Consider the following 23,373-nt stretch of genomic DNA (forward strand, 5'->3'; position numbering starts at 1 on the left):
AATCATGAATCTGATCAAACGACTGAGTTATTAATTTCTACAATAAGAGATTTCACCTTCAATCATACAATTCAAGATCATCTGCTAGTGATGAATAGCGCTCCGTATCATTCTGTTAGAGAAGCTATTTATATCAAGAATTTTAAAAAAATTACTGATACACCATGGCCCTCCACAGCTATTCAAAAAGGGAATACAGAAGGATTCATTCAGGTTATCCCTATAAGAGGAGAGAAGAGCGATCATGTAATGGTCGAAGAAGCGTGGAATCAAGTACAATTAATGTCCGATGTTGATGTTGATGTATTTGATGCGCTTTGTAGTTTTTTCTTATCCAAGGCTAGGAATAATGAAGAAATTATTGAAATTGATTTGAAGGATTTATTAGCCATAAGAGGGCTAAAATCAAAACTAGGGGGAAAGGGGCGTCGAGGAGGATATGAAGCTAGACAAAGCGAACAAATAATAAAATCGCTTAAAAATATTCAAAGCATTTGGATACATATCAATAAGGCTATCGTTTATGAAAAAGGGAAACCCGTACTGACAACTCTTCAAGGGCGTACATTTATCTTCAAAGATGAAAATGGAATAGAATATGGCATTTCGGAACAAAACTGCAGAAAAAAGATAACGTTCACAATTGATACCGTCTTTGCAAAATATTTAACCGGCTCTGGAAGGCAAGTTGCCCTTCTTTCCATAAAAGCCTTGCAATATAATCCATATCGACAACTCTGGGAGAAAAGACTTGCAAGGTATTTAAGTTGGCGGTGGAGGACTCAAGCTCGAAAAGGAGAGTTTTTACAGCCTAATAAAACCAGGACTCTTTTGGAATCAATCGGTGAAATATTGAATACACGTGTACCTTCTCGAACTAGAGAGCGTTTTGAAAAGGCGTTGGATACCTTACTTGAAGATGAGGTCATAGCATCCTGGCATTATGAAAAGTGGGATGAATCAATTGCAGATTATAAAGGATGGGCTACGGTATGGTTAAATTCAAAGATTATTATTGAGCCACCTGATATTATTAAAGACCAATATCGTACGATTGAAAAAAACAAAAAGTTCGAGTGGATGACCAGCGCGAATCTAAAAGCCATAATGAGAAAAATATCCTTGGTGAACAAATAAGAATCACGAGAAAAACTCAAAAGCTTTCCTTATATCAATTAGCAGAAGAACTAGAAATATCAGCTCCTTACGTGAGTAATATTGAAAGGGGAATAAAAACACCTTCAATTAAAATTCGTACGAAAATGAAAAAATGGCTAGAAAAGCATGAATCATAACCTTCACTCAACCTCTTTACCATATGGAAGAGGTTTTTTTATGATGCTGGAAGGTAAAATTATGCGTGTATCTCGTACCATTGTCGGGGCTATCGTTATGTAAAGTCGGGGTTATCGAGAACATATATTTTTTTAAGAATTTTTGAAAGCGCTTACTTATAGGCGCTTTATGGATTTTTTTAAAAAATTTACAGTCTAATAAGTATATAAGTTTAACAGTTAATTTATATCGGACCATAAAAATTCTCATAGTAAGATTACTGCACAGATGTATGTGTCTGTTAGTTATTAATCTAATTGTGAGGTGAAGATTTATGCTAGAGGAAAAGCAAACAAATCAATCTTACGAAACACTTGAACCATTATTCAATCCTAGATCTGTAGCAATCTTAGGGGCCTCTGGGAATAAAAACAAGCTAGGGAATTTACAAGTTAAAGCGCTATTGGATGGCCAGTTTACAGGTGAAATTTATCCTATAAACTCAAATTCAACAGAAATTGAAGGATTAACCTGTTACAAATCAATAGTAGATATTCCAAATGAGGTTGATTTAGCTATTTTTTGTATAGGATCTGCACAGGTACAAAAAGGTTTGGAAGAGTGTGCAAGAAAGAAGGTTAAGGCTGCGGTTATTTTTGCAGCTGGATTCTCTGAAACTGGTGATGAGGGTGTCAAACAAGAAAATGTACTAAGAGAAATTGCAAGAGAAAATGGGATACGCTTAATTGGACCTAACTGTGTGGGCTTGGTAAATTTGTCAAATGGTTTAATCGGTACATTCTCGCCAGCTATCTTATCCGTTCCCTTAAACGAACAAAAAGGAGTCGGGTATGTTTCCCAAAGTGGAGCATTTGGTGTATTAACATTCATGGCAGCGGCCCAGAATGGACTAAGTTTTAATTCTTTCGTTAGTGTTGGAAATGAAATGGAGACAGAATTCGCCGATATTATCGAATATATGATTCACGATCCGAAGATTAAGGTCATCAGTGGGTACTTAGAAGGCGCAAAAAAACCCGAAATATTGAGAGGCTTAGCGAAGGAAGCATTAGATAAAAAGAAGCCAATCATAGTTATGAAGACTGGTAGAAGTCTAGCTGGCAGTAAAGCTGCCGCCTCTCATACTGGATCACTAGCTGGATCAGATAAGATTTATGATGCCTTTTTTAAACAAACAGGCATTATCAGAGCGGATGATTATGAAGACATCATCTCTTTTTCTAAGCTATTTCTATCTAATAAGCTGCCTAATGGTAGGAATACAGTAATTATAACTAGCTCTGGTGGACGTGGGATTAATGAAGCCGATCGCTGTGAAAGTTATGGATTAAAGATTATTCAGCTAAGCAAGCAGACCATGACAGAAATTAAACGAACTATGCCTAATTTCGCAAGCGTTTCCAATCCTATCGATTTAACCGCGGCTGCCTCTGTTTCTAATCCTGAATTATTTATAGCTCCACTTAGAGCCTTAGTTGAAGACCCTGACGTAGATAATATTATTTTTACTGAATTTCCGCACAACTGGTCCGCAGAACATCCATTATTACTTGAGTTTATTGATATTTGTAGTCGTTCAAATAAGTTCATATTCATTACAACCTTTCCTTTGGAGGGTATGTCATTACCTCCTGGAACTACGGAGCTTGTCCAAAATGGTATTCCAGTCATACCAGGTCATTTAAATCCAATAAGGGGCTTTGCTAAATTAGTAGAGTACAGTGAATATTATAGGAAGACCCAGTTAGAAAAAACAGTAGAATCCTCTAGGAAAATACAGAAACAAAGCCTGCAAAACCTCCTTCAACCAGGTACTACATTAAGTGAATTACAAGCAAGTGAAATATTGGACCGCTATCACATACCAACAACAAAACGATTACTAGCTGTATCAGCAGTCGAGGCTATTCATCATGCTAATCATATCGGATATCCGGTGGTATTAAAAATTGATTCTTCAGATATCCCCCATAAAACAGAGGCTGGAGCAATTCGTTTGAATATAAAAAATGACCAAGAGGTAAGGGAAGCCTTTCTAGAAATAAACCGTAATGTATTAAATTATAAATCAGATGCTAAAGTAAATGGTATTTCTGTTCAGGAAATGCTGCCTGTGGGAGTAGAAGTTATTATTGGTGCGAATAATGATCCTGTTTTTGGACCAGTTATTATGTTTGGTTTAGGCGGAATTTTTGTTGAAATATATAAAGATATTTCATTCAGGGTAGCGCCTCTAACGAGAGAAGATGCAAAGAGCATGATTGAAGAAATTAAAGGGATTGAGATTTTAAAAGGATCCCGAGGAAAAGCCTCTGTAAATATTGAGTCCATCATTGATGTGTTAGTAAATGTTTCAGATCTTGTTACTGATCATAGCGATTCTATCGAAGAGTTAGATATCAACCCGCTAATCGTTTATGAGGATGGAATTAAGGCAGCAGATGCAATGCTTGTTGTAGCAAATAAAGTAAAAGAAAAAACAACGATTAGTTAGGGGGAGGAAAATGGAATTAACAAAAAAAATAATCGGTTTATCAGGTCCAGAATTTGTCTTTGAAGTAGAAAAGGGACATATACGCAAATTTGCGGAAGCGATTGGTGATTCTAACCCTTTGTATGTGGATGAAGAATATGCTATAAACACTGTTTATGGTGGGATTATTGCACCGCCAACCTTTCCCATAGTCATTGGACAAGATAGTGGTGACAGTATTGACCTCGGTCTCAATCAAAGAAGAATGTTGCACGGTGAGCAAGAGTTTATATATAGGCGTCCAATCCGTGCGGGAGATATATTATACTGCCAGATGAAAGTAACAGATGTCTATGAACGTGAGGGAAGAACAGGACAGATGCAGTTCTTAGTCCTTGATACAGAAATGAAAGATGAAGCAGGTAAGCTGGTTGTGATAAGCCGAACGAATATAGTCTATCGTCCTTTAAAGAATAGTGAAACGGGAGTAAAGCTTTAAAGACTAATAGGTTGCACAGGAAGAACGGAATTGACTTGAAGAATTTAATAGAGAGGAAGATAAAGATGCTAGTTTATAAAGAATTACAAGCTGGCCAAAGGCTTGAACCGCTAGTTAAAGATCCAGTATCAAAGGTGCAATTAGTAAAATATGCAGGTGCTTCAGGAGATTTTAACCCTCTTCATACAGATGATGCATTTGCTCAGAAAATAGGAATGCAAGGTGTTATTGCTCACGGAATGCTTGTAATGGGATTTTTAGGTGAATATGCTATGAAACTAGCCGGTGATTCGGCGATTCTAACTAACTTTAAAATGAGATTTGGAGCTGTAACTGTACCAAGAGATTCTATTACTTGCTCAGCGATAGTGAATAAACTATATGAAGACGATGGTCAACGATTTGTCAGTCTGGACCTTTTTGCTGAAAAGGGGCCAGAGCAAGTGGTAGGTTCAGGCCAAGTAGTCTTACAGTTTCAGTAATTCAATTCTAAGATAAGGGAGGTTTATTAATGAGTAACATTAAAGATCGCTATGCCATTGTTGGGGTTGGGGAAAGTGAGCGTTCCAAGAATTCGGGCACCACTCCGCTGCATTTGGCACTGGATGCTGCTCGTGCTGCATTAAATGATGCGGGACTTCAGGCAAAGGATATTGATGGATTTATGAGTTATTCAGAAAATGATTCTTGTACATCTCATCAGTTAGCAACGTATTTAGGGGTTCGGCCGAAATATGTAAAAGATATTATGGGCGGAGGCAGCAGTACAGAAATGCTGATTGCTGATGCCGTGGGATTAATTGAAACAGGACAAGTGAATACCGTGTTAATCTATCGTTCTATGAATGGGCGTTCTGGTGTCCGTATGGGCGGAGGAGGATGGGATGTGAATCTCCTTCAATCAGTCATTGAGGGAGGGAGTTTTATCATTCCTTATGGAGCTGCTAGCCCAAGTCAATGGTTCGGACTGTTTGCAACTCGTCATATGCATGAAACCGGGCTTACTCAAGAGCACCTTGGACATGTCTGCTTAAGCTTTTATGAACATGCTCAAAGAAACCCGAAAGCGTTCTTTTATGGGAAGCCATTAACGATGGAGGAGTATAAAAATACACCGTATTTAAGTTATCCGTTTAATAAACACGATTTCTGTTTGGAATCTGATGAAGCCAATGCGATTATCGTCACATCAGCAGAGCGGGCGAAAGGATGTAAATCAAGACAAGTTTATATTATGGGTTTATCCGCTAGACAGTGTGTATCACATGCTCATTATTGGAATGATTTATCTGAAGTTGCGGCCGATTACGTTGCGCCTGAAGTATATAAAATGGCCGGTGTAAAGCCTGAAGACATTCAAGTCGCATCGATTTATGACTGTTACAGTTGGGTTGTTCTTCGACAGCTTGAAGCTTATGGATTTGCTCCACGCGGTGAAGTAGGGCACTTCGTAGCGGAAGGCAATTTGCGTATGGGCGGTAAATTACCTTCCAATACAGCAGGAGGAATGCTGTCAGAAGGATATACGCATGGAATGAATAACGTTTTAGAAATTGTTCGACAGGTTCGGCATGAGTATAAAGGAACAGATCGTCAGGTGGAAAATTGTGAAATTGGCATTTGTACAGGCTGGGCTGGACCTGATATGGCTGGTGCTATGATTCTTAGAAATTAGGAGGGAATAAAATGGAAAATCAAAAACCAATTCCACTGAAAAACCAAGATAATAGCCCGTACTGGGAAGGGGCTGATCGTCATGAACTGATTCTCCAGAAATGTGATAGCTGTAAAGCGTATTCACATCCACCGGGCCCAAGTTGTGCAAAATGTGGCAGTACAGAGCTCAGCTGGGAAAGGCAAGGCAATGATATACACGGAAAAGTCTATTCGTATATCATTTCTTATCGTCCGTTTTTACCGGGATTTCAAGATGATTTACCACTTATCATAGCCATAGTGGAGTTAGAAAAAGTGAAAGAGGTCAAATTAATCGGAAATATTTTAAGTTGTTCTCCAGAAGATATAGCAATAGGTATGCCTGTTAAGATGATTTGGAAAAAAATGAATGAAGAACGATCTATACCACAGTGGATTAGCGAGTAAAGTGTGGTTTACTTTTTACTAAAAAGGGAGGAAAGAAAACAATGGATTTTTCATTTACACCGAAAGAAGAAGAATTTCGCCAAGAATTGAGGACATGGCTAGAAGAAAACTTACCTGAGGGTTGGATTGGGGGAACTAGAGAAGTCTATAAAGATGAATACGAGAAAGCTGCATTCTTAAGAAGCTGGCAAAGAAAATTATATGCTGGCGGATGGGCAGCAATTGCATGGCCAAAAAAGTATGGTGGACGTGAAGCAACCTTAATGGAAGAAATCGTTTATCAACAAGAAATGGTTAAAGTAAAGGCGCCAGCCCTTGTGAATTATGTAGGTATTCATATGGTCGGCCCAACACTCATGCAAATAGGAACAGAAGAACAAAAATTAAGGTATATTGAAAAAATTCTCTCAGGAGAAGAAGTATGGTGTCAAGGATATTCTGAGCCAAATGCAGGGTCTGATTTATCCGCAGTTCAAACAAGTGCTGTAAAAGATGGGGATCGATGGATCATCAATGGTCAGAAAGTTTGGACTAGTTTCGGGCATGTTGCCGATCGCTGCTTTTTAATAGCTCGTACCAATCATTTCGAAAAGAAACATAAAGGAATTACCGTCTTTCTTTTAGATATGGATCAACCAGGTGTAGAAACTAAACCCATCATTCAGATGGATGGTCAGCATGATTTTAACGAGGTTTATTTGAATAATGCAGTAGCCTATGACACTGAAATTGTGGGTGAAGTGGATGAAGGCTGGAGGGTTATGATGGCTTTACTAATGTTTGAGAGATCGGGTATAGGTGGGCAAGTCTTTACCTTAGAACAGCAATTTAATGAACTCGTAGCAATGACTAAAGATCTAAAAGAAGATAACGAACCATTACTGGATAACCCTTTAATTCGAAAAACAATGATCGATTTATATACTCGATCTCGTGGTTCCTTACTAAATTATTATCGGAATCTAACGAAAACATTGAAAAATGGTCGTCCGGGAGCGGAAGGGTCCATGGATAAATTAATGGTCAGTGAACTCACAAAAGAATTGCTTTCAAAATCAATATCTATCCAAGGCCATCAAGGGGTTTTATGGAAAGAAGATGCTATCTCGTCCAATTCGTATTGGCAAGATAACTTTCTTTATTCCTTCGGTCAGACAATTGGCGGAGGAACAAGTGAAATTCAAAAAAACACCATTGCCGAAAGAATACTAGGCTTACCAAAAGATATGGGGCGTTAATCTATTAGGGGGGATGAACAATGGATTTTTCTTTAAATCAAGAACAAGAGATGTTTCGTGGGTATGTCCGAAAATATCTAGATAGTGTTGGACAAACAAAAACGGCACGCGAATATATAAAGGGTGATAGAGAATCATTACAATCTCTTCAAACAGGATTAGCTGAATTAGGTTGCTGCAGCATTAATATCTCTGAAAATTACGGTGGGATGGGACTAGGTGCACTAGATTTGGTCCCTGTACTTGAAGAAACAGGACGGGCGCTATTGCCAGGCTTATATTTAGAAACGAATGCACTAGCTGTCCCATTACTCGAAAAATTCGGCACGGAAGAACAAAAAGAAAAATACTTACCGAACATTTCTAACGGGACTTCATTCTTTTCCATTGCTTGGTTAGAACCAGGAGGCAGTTATCATCCTGCAGGTATTACTTTTACAGCAGAAATAGAAAAGGATCAGTTGAATTTAAATGGTGTGAAAACATTAGTACCTGATGCAGAGTTGGCAGACCATTTTATCGTTTTAGTACGTACGAGTAATGGCAAAGATAAGGACGGAATTTCGCTCCTAATTATTGATCGATCAGAAGCTAATCTCACAATGAGAGCCCAAAAAAACATGGATGAAACCCGGCAGTTAGCACAGCTTACATGTACGAATACAGAAATATCAATGACACAAATCTTAGGACCGCTTCATCAAGGCTGGGATGCCCTCCAAGAAGGATTATTATCGTTTAATGCGGCCCTTTGCGCAGTAATTGTCGGGGCAATGGAAAAAGTGGTAGAAATGGCTACAGAATATGCAAAGATACGTGAACAGTTTGGTCAGCCAATCGGAAGGTTTCAAGCGATTAAGCACAGAATTGTAGATATGAAAATGGATCTTGAAACAGCACGTTCTTTAGCCTATTATGCAAACTGGGCCTTGGATAGTGATGCGGAAGATTGCATACAAGCAATTTCCTGCGCACGTCTATTTGCTACTGAAGCCTTTGCTAGAATTTCTGATCATAATATCCAAATTCATGGTGGAATTGGCTTTACTGAAGAAATGGACTGTCACCTTTATGTGAAGCGTGCCCGTTTTTATGAGAATTATTTAGGTACGACTGAGCAGTATTATAATCAAGCAGCTGCAGCACTTGGATGGCTGGACAATAAAGCTAGTAAAGTTCTTGTTTGAAGTACTAGTTTGGGTATATGAAAGGAGAGTACAATGATTATAGCAAAAGACTTAAAAAAATTCTTAAATATAATTAACGGAAATCTTGTACCGGCTTCCACAGGAGAATATATGGATAGCATTGATCCAGCAACAGGTCATGTTTGGGGAACTATACCTTGTAGTACCATTCAAGATGCGGAAGAGGCAGTAGAATCAGCAAAGGCTGCTTTTGAAAAATGGTCTACTATGCCCGCTAGTGAGCGTGCTGTTTACTTGAGAAAAATTGGTGATTTAATCACTCAACATGGAGAAGAGCTATCCGAGCTAGAAACGAGAGATAATGGATGGGTCGTTCGAGAAACAAAATATGGTCTTATTCCTAGTTTAGCAAGCTTTTGGTATGATGCAGCAGCGGGAGCAACAGAAGTTGGAAGTAAGGGAAATACCGTTCAATTAGGCCCATCAGGTGTTGGGTATACGCTGCGTGAACCATTAGGGGTGGTAGTCGGAATCCTTCCGTGGAATGCTCCTCTCTCAACTTTTACATTTAAGGCAGCGGTTGCGCTTGCTGCTGGTAATACAGTCATTATCAAGCCATCTGAATTAGGATCTGTCTCTTCCTTACGATTCGGGGAACTGATAAATGAGATTCTTCCTCCAGGTACCTTAAATGTGATCTCCGGTATTGGACGGGATGTAGGGGATATATTAGTAAGTCATCAAGACGTAAGCAAAATTAGTGTAACGGGCTCTGGACAAACTGCCAAAGCAATTGCGCAATCAACAGCAAGTAATCCAAAGCCAATGATATTAGAACTGGGTGGGAAATCACCTAATATTGTCTTTGCAGATGCAGATCTTGATAAAGCTGCGCAGGGAGTGACTAATGGGATTTTTAGCGGGAATGCAGGGCAATTATGTGCGGCAGGATCAAGGATTCTGATTCAAAAACCTATTTATGATGAGATGATCATTAAAATGAAGGAAGTAATCGCACAAACGATTAAACTAGGTGACCCATTGAATCCAGAAAGTTCAATGGGACCTATCGCTAATAGCACACAATATGAGAAGATATGCGCTTATATAGAATTAGGCAAAGATGAAGGTGGAGAAACGATCATCGGTGGTCGATACGGAGGATCTGTATTGCTGCCTGAACAACCTCAATTTTCAGATGGTTATTGGGTGGAGCCTACGTTAATACATGTAAATAGTAATACACTGCGAATCTGCCAAGAAGAAATCTTTGGTCCAGTAGCTACGGTTATACCATTTGATACGGAGGAAGAAGCCCTTGCCATAGCGAATGAAAGTTCTTTGGGGTTAGTAGCGGGGGTATGGACGACCAATTTAAGTAGAGCCCATAGAATGATGAGAAAATTAGAATCGGGAACTGTTTGGGTTAACACATACTTTAGAATTGGACCGGAACTCCCTTTTGGTGGAACAAAAGGAAGTGGGTTTGGTTCGGATTCAATTCTTGAATACACACGTGAAAAAACCTGCTACATAGATATAGGTTAAAAACCCCAGCCCTATAATCTAAGGAAACATTTATCCTAGTAAATAAACTGGCGGGCCATTAAAGACGTAGGGGATTAATACTGTTTCTTATATTATATTGCTTCATTGTTGCTTGCCATCTTCACTATTATAAATTCTTTTGATTCTGAATTACTGCAAGGTTTCCAACCATAGGTCACTTATCTGATGCAGAAAAAAGGAGTTACTTTCATATAGACTCCCTTCATCAGTGATTAATCGAAGTTTACTAATTATATGAAAATTTGGGTTTGTTAAATTATGTATGTCATCATCTCTAATCAGGGATATAAATTTGTAACCCAGTGATTTCACTGGGTTTTTGGGTTGCATTTTACTTGGTAAAAGGCATATGATAAGAAAGGATTATCCGGACTGCGGATAAAAAATCGATTTTATAATGAAAGAGGCTTACGTATGATTACCTTGAAAAGTGAACGTGAAATTGAACTAATGCATGAAGCGGGCAAGCTTCTCGCTGAAACTCATAGAAAAATTGCCAAAATGATTAAGCCAGGAATTACGACGCTTGAAATAGATGCTTTTGTAGAACGTTTTCTTGCTGAAAACGGCGCTACACCAGAGCAAAAAGGCTACCATGGTTTCCCGTTTGCTACTTGTGCATCAGTAAATGATGAAATTTGTCATGGCTTCCCATCGACCAAAGCTTTAAAAGAAGGCGATATCGTTACAATCGATATGGTTGTGAACTTGAACGGTGGTCTAGCTGATTCCGCATGGACGTACGCGGTTGGTGAAGTATCAGAGAAAACTGCACACATGCTTGAAGTAACTAAGAACGCTCTTTATAAAGGAATTGAGCAGGCGGTACCTGGTAACCGTCTTGGAGATATCGGCCATGCGATTCAATCCTATGTTGAAGGGGAGAAGTACTCAGTTGTTCGTGATTTCACTGGACACGGAATAGGTAAAACCATGCACGAGGATCCGACAGTTCTGCATTATGGCAAACCAGGTAAAGGCATGCGCTTAAAAGAGGGTATGGTCATTACGATTGAACCAATGGTTAACGAAGGAACTTGGCACATGAAAATGGACAGAAATGATTGGACCGCACGTACAACTGACGGTAAGTTGTCTGCTCAATATGAACACACGATTGTGATTAAAAAAGATGGAGCCTTTATTTTAACTGATCAAGACTAACATACAAAAGCAGTGCCTTTCCAAATGGAAGGTGCACTGCTTTTTTTTGTTCAAAAGGGTACTAGCTGTTCATTTCAACCCTCATCTATGCTCCTACTAAACATTCGCCCCCCCAGTTGTCATTATTGATATTATGTCTACTTCCATTCATCCATCTTATAGTCATCACCGCAATTTTTTTCTCCCTCATCAAACTAGAAAAACCGTCTGTAACCTTAATTTCTTCCTACTATTAAAGCCCGAAACTGAAAAAATATTTTAAGAATAACCTCGCTAGAATATATATAAAGCTGACCGCTCCTAAATAGTGAGAAACCTTGATATAACAGCCTGTCAAGAGGTTTTTGTCTGGCAATTTTTAATAAAAAGAGGGATAATATAGGTACGACTAGAACACATATTCTAATGACTTTCCATTGGACTACAGGAGAGAATGAAAGGAGTTGCCCCAAAATGGAGAAAGGGAAACAGCAAGAAACTTCATTTGAATCAATCGGCCTAAGCCAACGGGAATTTTTCACATTGTTCTTATTACAAACTTTATCCAAGGAGCCAAATTATCCGAGAGCCATTCATGATGAACTAAATGTATCATTTACTGGAAAGGTCCATAGCTATGATTATCTATGTAAAACGGCTCGACAGCTTGCAGCCTCAGGTCATCTGGAGCTATATGCTGAAAATGGCAAGAAATATTATAAAATTACGAATAAAGGCAAAGAATTATTTACATGGTACCGTAACAATTTTTCAGAGCGGTTTAAAGAGGTCAAAGCGGTCATTGATCGAGTCATGTATGATCTGACTGGAACTGGTCTAAATCCGCCAGTTGTTCGTGAACTTCCTGAAGAATATCGTTCCTATTTCTCAAAAATTATTTCTGTTAAGGATCTCGTACGATACGTGACCTTAAGGGCAGCATCTAAAAACAAACGAATTTATATGGGAGAAATTGCTGAATTATTAAAAACTAAATTTGGCTGGATTGCGAGTAATGGCTACTTATATGATTTATCGCATGAAATGGAAGAAGGCAGCCTGCTCACCGGTTATTGGGAAAGTGAAAAACGCACGAAGCGTTATTTACAAATTACTGATGAAGGACATCATCATTATAAGCAAATAGCCGACTCGGCTGCCTTTCAAGTAAGAGAAGTACAAAAGTACCTTGGGAATGTTCTGGTTTTTCTAGAAGGTAAAGAGCTTATTAGTCAGGAAGGAAACTAAACAATGAAATATGAAAATCTTGATGGCATCAATACATTGAAAACGGTAAAGGATATGCTGCGATGGAGTCAGGAAAGACGCAGTAAACATAAAGATCTTTCTGTTCAACTTCAACAATGTGAGTCAAAGGAAATCAGCAAACTTCATCGTAACGATAAAAAGCTTTCGATTACTTGGATCGGCCATTCGACTTTCTTAATTCAAATCAATGGTGTAAATATAATAACCGACCCAGTCTGGTCACAAAGAATGGGTACTCAAAAAAGGCTGACTGAACCTGGACTAAAAACGACTGAGCTGCCAACTATTGATGTCGTACTGATCTCACATGGACACTATGATCATCTTGATTTTGCTACCATTCGTCGTTTGCCGGGGAAACCAGTCTTTTTGGTTCCATCAGGCTTGAAGAAAGCATTTTTACTTCGAGGATATAAAAATGTGATTGAAGCAAATTGGTATGAGGGCTTTGTTGATTCAGGCCTAAAACTGACGTTCGTACCAGCTCAACACTGGACGAGGCGAACAATATCAGATACGAATACATCGCATTGGGGCGGCTGGATGATAGAGGACCTGCAGACAAAAACGACTATCTATTTCGTCGGGGATACCGGATATTTTAATGGTTTTAAAGAAATAGCCAAACAATTTACCATCGATTATGTATTGATGCCAATCGGAGCCTATGAGCCCGAATGGTTTATGAAGGATTCACATATTAATCCTGAAGAAAGCATTAAGGCGTTTCTAGAACTAAACGGATCATATTTTATCCCAATGCATTACGGAGCGTATCGACTAGCTGATGATACGGGTCCAGAGGCACTTGAACGATTAAGAAATGAGTGGAATCGTCTGGGTCTTGATGACAATCTACTTAAGGTTTTGAGGATTGGTGAAACGTTGTGGGAGGATTAGGCTTGATTTTTCCTTTAACGGGTACAGTTCTGTATAAAGCCTAAGAGGGGGATAAATTGATGGACAAAGATAAAAATGAAGAACTGCAAAAGGAAGAACTAGGCAGTTTATTTACATTAATCAGGGGTCAAATTGATAAGTTACCGATCTCGTCTAGTAAGAAACAGAAGATGACAGAACAAATTATGAAACTTAAATTACTAACTGTTGATTCTAGGGAACCGAGAATTGCCCTCGTTGGCAGGCGCGGGTCAGGAAAATCATCGTTAATTAATGCAATGTTCGGCGAGGAAAAGCAATATGTCAGTTCAGTCAAATCAGGGACCGGTAAGGGGAAATGGCTATGGTACCCGAACGATCTAAATAAAAAGATTCGTCTGCTTGATTCACGTGGATTAGGCGAAAGTGAAAACCCAACGGAGGGTTTTGATAGGAAGACACCGATGGAGGAATTGGCCCACGCTGTCAACACGGAGCAGCCGGATGTTTTTTATTTCTGATAAAAGCGAAGGAAGCTGACGCTCGTATTGAAGAAGACCTGAATGAACTTAAAAAACTTCGGAAAATCGTTAGAGATACCCATCAATACGATGTACCTGTAATCTGCGTGGTCACTCAAGTAGATGAACTAGATCCACCTCATTATAAGCGTTCTCCATTTGATGAACATCCTAAAAAGAAAAAGAATATTGACGAAGCAGCTTCCCTAATGGCGAAACGATTTGCTGAAGCAGAGATCCCACTTATAACGGTGATTCCAACCTGTTCGTATCTAGAGTTTGATGAGGAAGGAAACATTGAATACGATATGCGTTGGAATATTGATTTATTGGCAGAGTATTTGATAGAAGCCTTACCCAGTCAAGCGCAGCTAAAGACAGCGAAAGCAATGCAGAGTCAGCATGTGAAGAAGAAGTATGCAGTCACAATTGTTGGGACCTTTACTGCGATTGCCAGTTTAATTGGTGCAGAACCTATACCATTTGCAGACTTTCCATTTTTAACGGCATTACAAGGAATCATGATTATCGTCATTGGCTTTATTGCAGATAAAGAACTGAATACAAAATCAGCAGGAGAATTTATTGCGGCACTGGGTGTCAATGTCGGACTTGGTCTACTTGTTCGTGAAGGAGTTCGAGCAGCTGTTCGCTTTATCCCAGCAGCAGGAAGTGCTGTTTCGGCTGCTGTTGCCGGTGGTGTTACCTTTGGAATTGGGCAGGCAGCCATTGTCTACTTTATCGAAGGAAAAAATATTGACCAAGCACGGGATGCGTATAAACGAGGCAATAAACTTTTCAAGGATCCAAAGGAAGAATAATTTTCCCCTGAAAAGACAACTGATAAACACAATCAGTGTCTTTTCAGGCTTATTTGTTTTAGCAGACTTCATCAAGGTGATATGATAAAGGAAAAAATGGTTCGAATGAGAAAGGATGATACGGTTGTCATTTTATCAGACTAGTGAACAGAAAAAATACATCGAGGAGCTTGGAATAGCGATTAAAAACTTTGCTGCTCGAGAAGCAGAACTAGATGAAACAGGAGACTTTCCATTTGAAAATATAAAAGAGCTGAAAAACTTTGGTTATACGACTTTGACGCTTCCAAAACAGTATGGAGGAAGAGGCGGTTCTTTGTACGATTTTCTGTTAGGGCAGGAACGTATCGCTATGGAATCAGGGGCGACGGCGCTTTCGATTGGTTGGCATCTTGGTAGTTTATTAGAAATTAATAGTAAACAAAGCTGGGATAAGGAAGTACTTGAGGAATTTTATAAAGAGGTAGCAAACGGTGCGCTTACCAATCGGGCAGCAACTGAGCCTAAAACCGGTAGTCCAACAAGAGGCGGCAGACCAGAAACCATTGCAGTCAAAGAAGAAGGAGGCTGGCGGATTAATGGCCGAAAATCCTTTACAACGCTTTCGCCGATTCTCGATCTCTTTTTGGTAAGTGCATGGGTCCCAGAAACAGAAAACATAGGCTGGTTTATGATTCATCGGGACACTGCAGGTGTTCGTATTGAAGAAACGTGGAATATGATTGCGATGCAAGGAACGGGTAGTCATGATTTGGTACTTGAAGATGTCTGGATTGATAATAAATACTACATTGAAAAAATGAGAGCACCAGCCAAAACGGGTGCACCATGGTTACTTCACATTCCTGCCTGTTATATAGGAATTGCAGCTTCAGCGAGAAATGAAGCAATCGCCTTTGCTAAGGAATACAGCCCCAATAGTCTTCCGGGACCGATCGCAGAGCTCCCAAACATTCAAAGAACAATAGGCGAAATAGAGCTTGAGTTAAGCCAAGCCCGACATTATCTTTATTCAGTTGCGGAGAAATGGGAAACCAAACCGGAAGAACGAGAAGAAATAGCTAAAGAATTTGGTGCCGTTAAAATGGCGGTTACGAATGCTGCTCTTTCGATTGTTGATAAAGCAATGAGAGTTGTAGGAGCGAAAAGCCTTCAGCGCAGCAATCCACTGCAACGACATTATCGCAATGTACGTGCAGGACTACATAATCCCCCTATGGATGATGCAACGATTTCATTATTAGCAAAACGTGTACTGTTTGAATAAAAAGTAAAAAACCTTCAAAAAGATGAAGGTTTTTTTATATTTATGGACCTTAAGAAGCAATTGGCTTAATTTCAACTTTAGTGTTTTCTTAATGAAAGGAAGCACATAACGGTCTAAACCGCAACGAGAAGGAACATTTGCAAAAGAACCATTTGTGCATTTGTGCTGACTGTAGCAGTGAATAAGAAAGCGAAATTCATAGTAAGCCCCATAAGAACAGAGAAGGTAGTGAATACGCCAAGAATTAACCCAACACCGCCAAGGAATTTTCCCCATGAAACTAAAATATTTAATAAGTCAACATTAGGTAAGGCAGCCCGTTTCTAAAAATCCAGTCCATCTGCTTTTTAAGACAGGGTGATCTCCGCCATAAATGGCAATTGCACCTTGAATTAATCCTTCTAAATATCAAACCAACTGGGCTTAACATATCTAAAATCAACGCTTGGATCTCGTCGTGAGGATCGTTTAGAGGATTTACAACATGAAATTAAAAACAATGGTGCACAAGATATTTATAAAGTAACAGATGATACTTCTTGTCAACCAGTGGAAAAACTCGCTGCGAGTTTGGAAAAATTGGAGTGCTAGTCAACAATACTGGAATCATGCCACATACTCTTCTTGCTGAAAAAAAGTTGATGAATGCGAGAAGATGATAGATGTTTTATATGCTTTCGCTGCCATCGTTTCATCTATGAGAGAACGCAAATCAGGTCTCTTAATAAATCTTTCTTCCGTAGTTGGAAATAACATCTACCCTGGAGGATCAGTATATTTTGGTACTAAATTTACTAAAACACATAAATTTAAAAGAAAAGGTTACAACCTCTTTGCTTCTTTAACAAAACAACGTCATCTGCGTTAGAAGCTGATGATCGCTATTATGGTAAAAAAAATCCGTTTTTTACTTGGTCGAGCCTGCCAACGATTGCTGAAGAAACCTAAAACTTTTGATACTCTTAAAAAGTGAAGAAAAGGATTGTGAAAGAATATATGATGTTGTTTTTATCACAACAGATGGAAGTTTCTATAAGCGTGAATAGCTCTATCTTTTAAATTTACAGATACAAAATAATGTCTCCTAAATGGCAGGTTTCACTTCAATACAAAAAAGTGTTGACAGCTAATATGATTCCATGATAAATTTAGTTTGAATTAAAGATACTTTAATTAAAAGTATTGTAGTTAAACATATAGAGGAGTGATACGTGGGAATTAGCCATCAAAAATTGAATGCTGTTTCCGATATCCTACGTTTCTCCCAATCGATTTAAGAACTGATTAGAAAAGCTAGATATGAATTGAATCCTAAAGAGTTTGCTGTATTAGAATTACTCTATCAAAGAGGTAATCAGCCGATTCAAATGATTGGGAAAAAGGTTTTTATTTCAAGTAGTAGTCTTACTTATGTGGCAGATAGCTTGAACAGAAGAAATTTGTTGTTCGTAAAGAATGTCTGGATGATCATCGTGTGACTTATATGCGTCTATCAAATCTTGGTGAGGAACACGGAAAATCATGAAATGAAATTGGAACAAAGTGATATTGAGAAAATAATTGTTTTCCACAAATTGGACATCATGCAGAGAAAAATTATAAATTTTTTTAGATAAATATCTCGAATTAGAGATACTTTAATTAAATATAAAAAGGAGGAGTTATAATGAACCATTTAAAAGGAATGCATCACGTAACAGCGATTACGAGTAGTGCAGAAAAAAACTATGAATTTTTCACATATGTATTAGGAATGCGACTAGTAAAGAAAACAGTCAATCAGGATGATATTCAAACATATCACTTATTCTTCGCAGACGATAAAGGGTCAGCTGGTACAGATATGACATTCTTCGATTTCCCAGGTATTCCAAAAGGAACACATGGAACGAACGAGATTTATAAAACGGCTTTCCGTGTACCGACAGATGCGGCACTTGATTACTGGGAAAAACGCTTTGATAAGTACGAAGTAAAAAATAATGGTATTGAAGAAGTGTTTGGGAAGAAAACTATTTCATTTGTGGACTTTGATGATCAACAATATATGTTGGTATCTGATGAATTTAATGAGGGGATTGAATCAGGGACACCTTGGCAAAATGGTCCAGTTCCATTGGAATTTGGGATTACAGGTTTAGGACCCATTCATATTCGAATCGCACAATTTGATTATTTTAAAGAAGTGTTGGAAAAAGTTATGTTCATGCGTGAAATCGCACAAGAAGGTTCACTGCATTTATTTGAAGTTGGTGAGGGTGGCAATGGGGCGCAAGTAATGGTAGAACATAATACGATTTTGCCACCAGGTCGCCAAGGTTATGGTACAGTTCATCACGCAGCATTCCGCGTAGAAGACACTAAAGCACTTTATGAATGGATTGACCATATGCAAGCAGCTGGTTTTGGTACTTCCGGGTATGTGGATCGCTTCTTCTTTGAATCGTTATATGCTCGTGTAGTACCAGGCATCCTTTTTGAATGGGCAACAGATGGACCTGGATTTATGGGTGACGAGCCATATGAAACAGTAGGAGAAATCTTATCATTGCCGCCATTCCTTGAAGGAAAACGTGAAGAAATAGAGGCAGCCGTGCGACCAATCCATACTGTACGTAGCACGCTCATCATAGAAAAAGAGCACTTATAAGGAGGAAAAAGAAAAAATGGGATTTTTAAATAAATTATTTGGCAAACAAGAACAACAATTAGAGGAGGAAAAAACAATGACAAAATCAAACATAGGTATTATTTTAGGATCAACTCGTGAAGGACGCGTAAGTCCACAAGTAGGGGCATGGGTAAAAGAATTAGCTGATAAACGTGGAGATGCAAATTACACTATTATTGATATCGCAGATTTCAAATTACCGCTATTAGGTGAAGCAGGCGGCGACGCATCAGGTGCAGCAGCTTGGTCAGCAGCCGTTGCAAAACAAGACGGATTTGTATTCATCGTTCAAGAATACAATCATTCTATTACTGGTGCACTTAAAAATGCATTAGATTACTTACGTGAAGAGTGGAATAACAAAGCTGCTGGTATCGTATCATACGGTTCAGTAGGCGGAGCTCGCGCAACAGAACATTTACGTGGAATTTTAAGTGAATTGCTTGTAGCACATGTACGTGTACATCCAGCGTTATCATTATTTACAGACTTTGAAAATGGTACAGACTTCAAACCAGCTGCAGTTCAAGCTGAATCAGTCAACCAAATGTTAGACCAAGTTATCCCTTGGACAACTGCATTAAAAACAATACGCAAATAAATTAAATGATATAAATTTCTACATCTCACAAATTGTGCATAAGCACATTTTGTGATTCATTTATAGTCGAACGGTAGGGAACAAGATAAACAAAATATCAGGACATCATCATATTTCCATGATTATAAAACACCAGAAACAATGGGAACTCAGTTAAAGTTGGTGTTCAATGGGTAAATACTGGTCATAGTTTACAATGGCAGAGGTGGAAGCTGCTAACAATGGTAACAACAAGTTTATTAATAAAAAGAATAGAGAATAAGAGGAGATTAAAAAATGTTTAGAAATGAAGTAGGAGCACTTATCATACGTGTAGTATTGGGATTAATTTTTGCAGTACATGGTCTTGTTAAATTTCAAGATGGAATAGGAAGTACAGTAGCATGGTTTGAAAGTATCAACATACCAGGATTTTTAGCTTATGGTATTGCAAGTCTTGAATTAGTAGGTGGAATCTTGTTAATCATCGGTTTGGCAACCCGTATCGTTTCAGGTTTATTTGTTTTACTTATGGTGGGTGCAATTATTACAGTGAAATTTGCTGTTGGATTTTTAAATGGCGTCGAATTTGATTTAGCGTTAATGGCAATGGCGGCATTCTTAGCCATTGCAGGTAGTAAACTATATGCAGTTGATAATCGAGTATTCAATCATAAATAAGTATCAAATCTTCAAGTTTTAATAAAGTGTTCAGATATAAACAAAACCCTGACTTTTGATTAAAGTCAGGGTTTTGTCTAAACCTAAATAATTTAAGATGGACTCGGATTAATAATAGGTAGATTAGTTTTCATCTATTGTTTATGGAATGGAGTGAAGTTATAGATTCCTATCTAACAATATCCCCACTTGTTCTGCCATAACCTCCGGTGGCTTAGGCATTTCATTCTTAATCCACCATTCCACAATTTCTACATATGATGTCACAATAAATTGGAGCAAAATATCATCTTGCAATCCTTGATTTTTTTCATTTGTTATATCGATTTCATCCTTGAACTCAATAATTAGAAACTTTTGAAACTTACTTCGAAAAGAAGGAGCACCCTTCTGCCTATCATCACCACAGCACTCGGCGCTGCCTTGATAGAAGAATTGATCTTTCGTGGGCTTGTCTTTCAAGCAATTGAAAAAATGGGTGGAAGTTGGATTGCGTTGGCCTTGACATCCCTCTTCTTCGGAATTGCTCATCTTGGCAACCCTGGAGCTACAATTGTGGGGGCTTTCTCTATTGCCATTGAAGCTGGTGTATTGCTTGGGGTAGCTTTCCTTTGGGGCGTAATATTTGGTTTATCTGTGGCCTCCATTTCATTTGGAATACAACGGAAGGACTCTTGGGCATCCCCGTCTCAGGACATCCATCCACAGGTCTTTTTACTATCGAAATTAAGGGGCCGGCCCTTCTTACTGGGGGCGAATTTGGTCTTGAATCTTCCATAGTTCCCGTCATAATCAGTCTGTTAATCACCAGCCCTATGCTTATCTTTGCTCGCCGCAAAGAGCATTTCGTATCACATCGTCAAGATTCAAAATAACATTCGAACCCGTTGGAGGTAATTATGTAAAGTGTAAACTATTCTTCCGAAATGGTAGCTCGCTTCGTAATCGTTGTGTCGAATGTGTATTACGCTAAAAATTCCGCCTCATATCTGGTTTGGTTCTCCGCACTGCCTATAACAGCAAGTTTAGGGCCATCCTTTGACAGATGGTCCTTTCTGGCTATATAAAACAGATCAATTGCTCACAGAATTATTTTTTGGATTAATTTTAATTAACTCTGTTGATTTTGATATTCCTTAAAACCTTGTTAAATCAATTTTAGTTTACTAAAGAACAATACCCTATAGAGTAGACATTTTTCAAGCGTCTACTCTATAGGGTATTGTATAAAAAGGTTTATATTATTTATGAACTTTTAAGAAGCAATTGGCTTAATTTCAACTTTAGTGGTTTCTTTCTTCAGTGTTTTCTTAATGAAAGGTAGTACATAACGGTCTAGACCATATTGTGCTGCATTGTAGCCAGCAACGAGAAGGAACATTTGTAAAAGAACCAATTGTGCATTTGTACTGACTGTACCAGAGAACAAGAAAGCGAAATTCATGGTAAGTCCCATAAGAACAGTGAAGGTAGTGAATACTCCAAGAATTAATCCAAGACCGACAAGGAATTCTCCCCAAGGAACTAAGAAGTTAAAAAGTTCAACATTAGGCAAGGCAGCTTTTTCTAAAAATGCAGCCCACCATCCTTGAACGGCAGGATGATCTCCGCCAGAGTTGGCAATCGCACCTTGTATAAATCCAGATGCATCAAAGCCCCCGCTTTTTAATTTTTCATAACCATGTGTCATCCAATCATAGCCAATATACACGCGCAAGAGAGTTAAGAAAATAGCCGCATATTTATTTGTTCTTAAAAAGTTTAACATGAAAATCAACTTCCTTTCCGTATCTGAGTAAAGTATGAGTTCCTTTGTCTTGTAAAGATAGCGCTTATCTATGTCTTTATCTTACATCCATTATTTACTATAATCAATAACTTTGTGAAGTATTTCACAAATAAAAGGGGGTGCTGTCACATATTTTACACATTCTAAATAGAAGGGTGAAAAAAGGATAATTCGTGACTAATTTGTGCATATTTTGAAAGATTTGATGAATAGAATAACTGTTTGTGCAAGATGGACCTGCCATGTGAAGCATCTTTAGTGCATAATTTCTAGCTTTCAGCTATCATTGGCTTCGAGTGTCCTTGTTTTATTAAACATCCTTATTATTTGTAACTACTTAATAGAAAGAAGTGAAATGTATGGCTGCTAAACAATTGCATGAAATCAAGTATTCAGTCTTAGACTTAGCAAGTATCACAGAAGGCAGTACAGCTTCTGACGCCTTTAAAAATTCACTTACCCTTGTACAGCATGTTGAAAAGCTCGGGTATCATCGATATTGGGTTGCGGAACATCATAGCATGCCTGGAATCGCCAGCTCTGCCACTTCCGTCGTTATTGGATATCTGGCGGCTGGAACATCAAAAATCCGTATTGGTTCTGGAGGTATCATGTTACCGAATCATGCTTCATTGGTAATTGCTGAGCAGTTTGGAACATTGGAAGCTATGTATCCCGGACGAATTGATCTTGGACTTGGGCGTGCTCCAGGCAGTGATCAGCGAACTGCGATGGCTTTACGAGGCGATATTCGCAATCAAGGCCAAGATTTTCCACATCAATTAGAAGAATTGCGCAGTTATTTCGATCCAGCTTCAAAGCATAATGCAGTCCGGGCCATACCAGGTGAAGGGCAGAAGGTGCCAATCTGGCTTCTTGGTTCTAGCGGATTTAGTGCACGACTAGCGGCAAATTTAGGGCTTCCATTTGCGTTTGCCAGCCATTTTTCACCGGAAAATACACTTCCAGCACTCGCTATTTACCGCGATCACTTTAAGCCTTCAGACGTTCTTTCAGAACCGTATGCAATGGTCGGCATGAATGTGTTTGCTGCCGAAACCACAGAAGAAGCAAAAAAACTGGCTACTTCTCATCAGCAGCAATTTCTCAGCTTGATTCGAAACACACCAGGTCAGCTACCACCGCCAGTCGATACAATGGAAGGACGATGGAATCCTTACGAAGAAGCGGCAGTTGAAAAGAATCTTAAATCTTCGATCATTGGTAATCCTAAAGAAGTCAAAGAACAGCTTCAAAAGTTCCTTGACGATACACAGGCAGATGAAATGATGATTAATAGTTCCATATATGATCAGGCAGCAAGACTCCGTTCATATGAAATCGTTACTGAAGCAACGCGTAAATAATTTTCTAAAACCTGCGGGCATAACCTGCAGGTTTTTTTCCGTCTAGAGGAGGATAAGAC

Annotated in this window: 23 protein-coding genes and 1 pseudogene; 22 read left to right on the plus strand and 2 right to left on the minus strand. The window is 38.7% G+C overall.

The window, feature by feature from the left end; genetic code table 11:
* From WYK_RS24985 to WYK_RS16390, 20 genes and pseudogenes are all read left to right on the plus strand, one after another.
* Positions 1–1,137: pseudogene (locus WYK_RS24985) on the plus strand (hypothetical protein); the annotation flags it as partial.
* Positions 1,077–1,295, plus strand: a complete 219-nt coding sequence (locus WYK_RS26370) for a helix-turn-helix domain-containing protein (RefSeq protein ID WP_081704921.1) — start codon at positions 1,077–1,079, stop codon at positions 1,293–1,295. The pseudogene WYK_RS24985 and the gene WYK_RS26370, both read left to right, overlap by 61 nt.
* A 314-nt stretch (positions 1,296–1,609) precedes the next feature.
* A complete protein-coding gene (locus tag WYK_RS16310; protein WP_040375539.1) occupies positions 1,610–3,790 on the plus strand; it encodes an acetate--CoA ligase family protein in 2,181 nt (726 codons plus the stop codon).
* A gap of 10 nt (positions 3,791–3,800) precedes the next feature.
* On the plus strand, positions 3,801–4,268 hold the full coding sequence (locus WYK_RS16315; RefSeq protein ID WP_040375540.1) for a MaoC family dehydratase N-terminal domain-containing protein: 468 nt from the start codon (positions 3,801–3,803) through the stop codon (positions 4,266–4,268).
* A gap of 65 nt (positions 4,269–4,333) precedes the next feature.
* The gene (locus WYK_RS16320) at positions 4,334–4,750 is read left to right on the plus strand and encodes a MaoC/PaaZ C-terminal domain-containing protein (protein ID WP_040375541.1); all 417 of its coding nucleotides are present in this window, start codon (positions 4,334–4,336) and stop codon (positions 4,748–4,750) included.
* Positions 4,751–4,779: 29 nt separating this feature from the next.
* Positions 4,780–5,943 carry a thiolase C-terminal domain-containing protein gene (locus WYK_RS16325; RefSeq protein ID WP_040375542.1) on the plus strand — a complete coding sequence of 388 codons (1,164 nt, stop codon included), beginning with the start codon at positions 4,780–4,782 and terminating at the stop codon, positions 5,941–5,943.
* 11 nt (positions 5,944–5,954) lie between these two features.
* Positions 5,955–6,371 (plus strand): Zn-ribbon domain-containing OB-fold protein, encoded by a 417-nt coding sequence (locus WYK_RS16330; RefSeq protein WP_040375543.1) that lies wholly within the window; start codon positions 5,955–5,957, stop codon positions 6,369–6,371.
* A 41-nt stretch (positions 6,372–6,412) separates the two neighbouring features.
* A complete protein-coding gene (locus WYK_RS16335; protein ID WP_040375544.1) occupies positions 6,413–7,609 on the plus strand; it encodes an acyl-CoA dehydrogenase family protein in 1,197 nt (398 codons plus the stop codon).
* A 20-nt stretch (positions 7,610–7,629) separates the two neighbouring features.
* On the plus strand, positions 7,630–8,796 hold the full coding sequence (locus WYK_RS16340) for an acyl-CoA dehydrogenase family protein (RefSeq protein ID WP_040375545.1): 1,167 nt from the start codon (positions 7,630–7,632) through the stop codon (positions 8,794–8,796).
* 33 nt (positions 8,797–8,829) lie between these two features.
* Positions 8,830–10,305, plus strand: a complete 1,476-nt coding sequence (locus WYK_RS16345) for an aldehyde dehydrogenase family protein (protein ID WP_040375546.1) — start codon at positions 8,830–8,832, stop codon at positions 10,303–10,305.
* Positions 10,306–10,740: 435 nt separating this feature from the next.
* Positions 10,741–11,490, plus strand: coding sequence for a type I methionyl aminopeptidase (gene map / locus WYK_RS16350; protein ID WP_040375547.1), 750 nt, complete (start codon positions 10,741–10,743; stop codon positions 11,488–11,490).
* Between the two features lie 453 nt (positions 11,491–11,943).
* A complete protein-coding gene (locus tag WYK_RS16355) occupies positions 11,944–12,717 on the plus strand; it encodes a helix-turn-helix transcriptional regulator (protein WP_040375548.1) in 774 nt (257 codons plus the stop codon).
* A 3-nt stretch (positions 12,718–12,720) separates the two neighbouring features.
* Positions 12,721–13,638 (plus strand): MBL fold metallo-hydrolase, encoded by a 918-nt coding sequence (locus tag WYK_RS16360; RefSeq protein ID WP_040375549.1) that lies wholly within the window; start codon positions 12,721–12,723, stop codon positions 13,636–13,638.
* Positions 13,639–13,697: 59 nt separating this feature from the next.
* A complete protein-coding gene (locus WYK_RS16365; RefSeq protein WP_040375550.1) occupies positions 13,698–14,138 on the plus strand; it encodes a GTPase in 441 nt (146 codons plus the stop codon).
* 107 nt (positions 14,139–14,245) lie between these two features.
* Entirely contained in the window at positions 14,246–14,959 is a 714-nt protein-coding gene (locus WYK_RS16370) for a hypothetical protein (RefSeq protein ID WP_040375551.1), read from the plus strand.
* Positions 14,960–15,077: 118 nt separating this feature from the next.
* Positions 15,078–16,226, plus strand: coding sequence for an acyl-CoA dehydrogenase family protein (locus WYK_RS16375; RefSeq protein ID WP_040375603.1), 1,149 nt, complete (start codon positions 15,078–15,080; stop codon positions 16,224–16,226).
* A gap of 1,304 nt (positions 16,227–17,530) precedes the next feature.
* A complete protein-coding gene (locus WYK_RS24090) occupies positions 17,531–17,704 on the plus strand; it encodes a MarR family transcriptional regulator (RefSeq protein ID WP_235782538.1) in 174 nt (57 codons plus the stop codon).
* A gap of 188 nt (positions 17,705–17,892) precedes the next feature.
* Positions 17,893–18,876 (plus strand): ring-cleaving dioxygenase, encoded by a 984-nt coding sequence (locus WYK_RS16380; protein WP_040375552.1) that lies wholly within the window; start codon positions 17,893–17,895, stop codon positions 18,874–18,876.
* 16 nt (positions 18,877–18,892) lie between these two features.
* The gene (locus tag WYK_RS16385) at positions 18,893–19,498 is read left to right on the plus strand and encodes an NADPH-dependent FMN reductase (protein WP_040375553.1); all 606 of its coding nucleotides are present in this window, start codon (positions 18,893–18,895) and stop codon (positions 19,496–19,498) included.
* Positions 19,499–19,774: 276 nt separating this feature from the next.
* Complete coding sequence (locus WYK_RS16390; RefSeq protein ID WP_040375554.1) at positions 19,775–20,158, plus strand: DoxX family protein; 384 nt, start codon at positions 19,775–19,777, stop codon at positions 20,156–20,158.
* A gap of 159 nt (positions 20,159–20,317) precedes the next feature.
* Here the strand turns inward: WYK_RS16390 and WYK_RS24590 are convergent, their stop codons facing one another.
* Entirely contained in the window at positions 20,318–20,689 is a 372-nt protein-coding gene (locus WYK_RS24590; protein WP_051387597.1) for a TetR-like C-terminal domain-containing protein, read from the minus strand.
* On the opposite strand from WYK_RS24590, the gene WYK_RS24095 reads away from it, so the two are divergent.
* On the plus strand, positions 20,594–20,938 hold the full coding sequence (locus WYK_RS24095) for a CPBP family intramembrane glutamic endopeptidase (protein WP_235782539.1): 345 nt from the start codon (positions 20,594–20,596) through the stop codon (positions 20,936–20,938). The two genes, WYK_RS24590 and WYK_RS24095, sit on opposite strands and share 96 nt — an antisense overlap.
* 475 nt (positions 20,939–21,413) lie before the next feature.
* Here WYK_RS24095 and WYK_RS16405 read toward each other — a convergent pair whose 3' ends face one another.
* On the minus strand, positions 21,414–21,926 hold the full coding sequence (locus WYK_RS16405) for a DoxX family protein (RefSeq protein ID WP_040375556.1): 513 nt from the start codon (positions 21,924–21,926) through the stop codon (positions 21,414–21,416).
* A gap of 380 nt (positions 21,927–22,306) precedes the next feature.
* Between WYK_RS16405 and WYK_RS16410 the strand changes: the two genes are divergently transcribed.
* Positions 22,307–23,314, plus strand: coding sequence for an LLM class flavin-dependent oxidoreductase (locus WYK_RS16410; RefSeq protein WP_040375557.1), 1,008 nt, complete (start codon positions 22,307–22,309; stop codon positions 23,312–23,314).
* Positions 23,315–23,373 lie beyond the last annotated feature (59 nt).

Source organism: Peribacillus psychrosaccharolyticus ATCC 23296, assembly GCF_000305495.1.
GTDB classification, from domain to species: Bacteria; Bacillota; Bacilli; order Bacillales; family DSM-1321; genus Peribacillus; species Peribacillus psychrosaccharolyticus.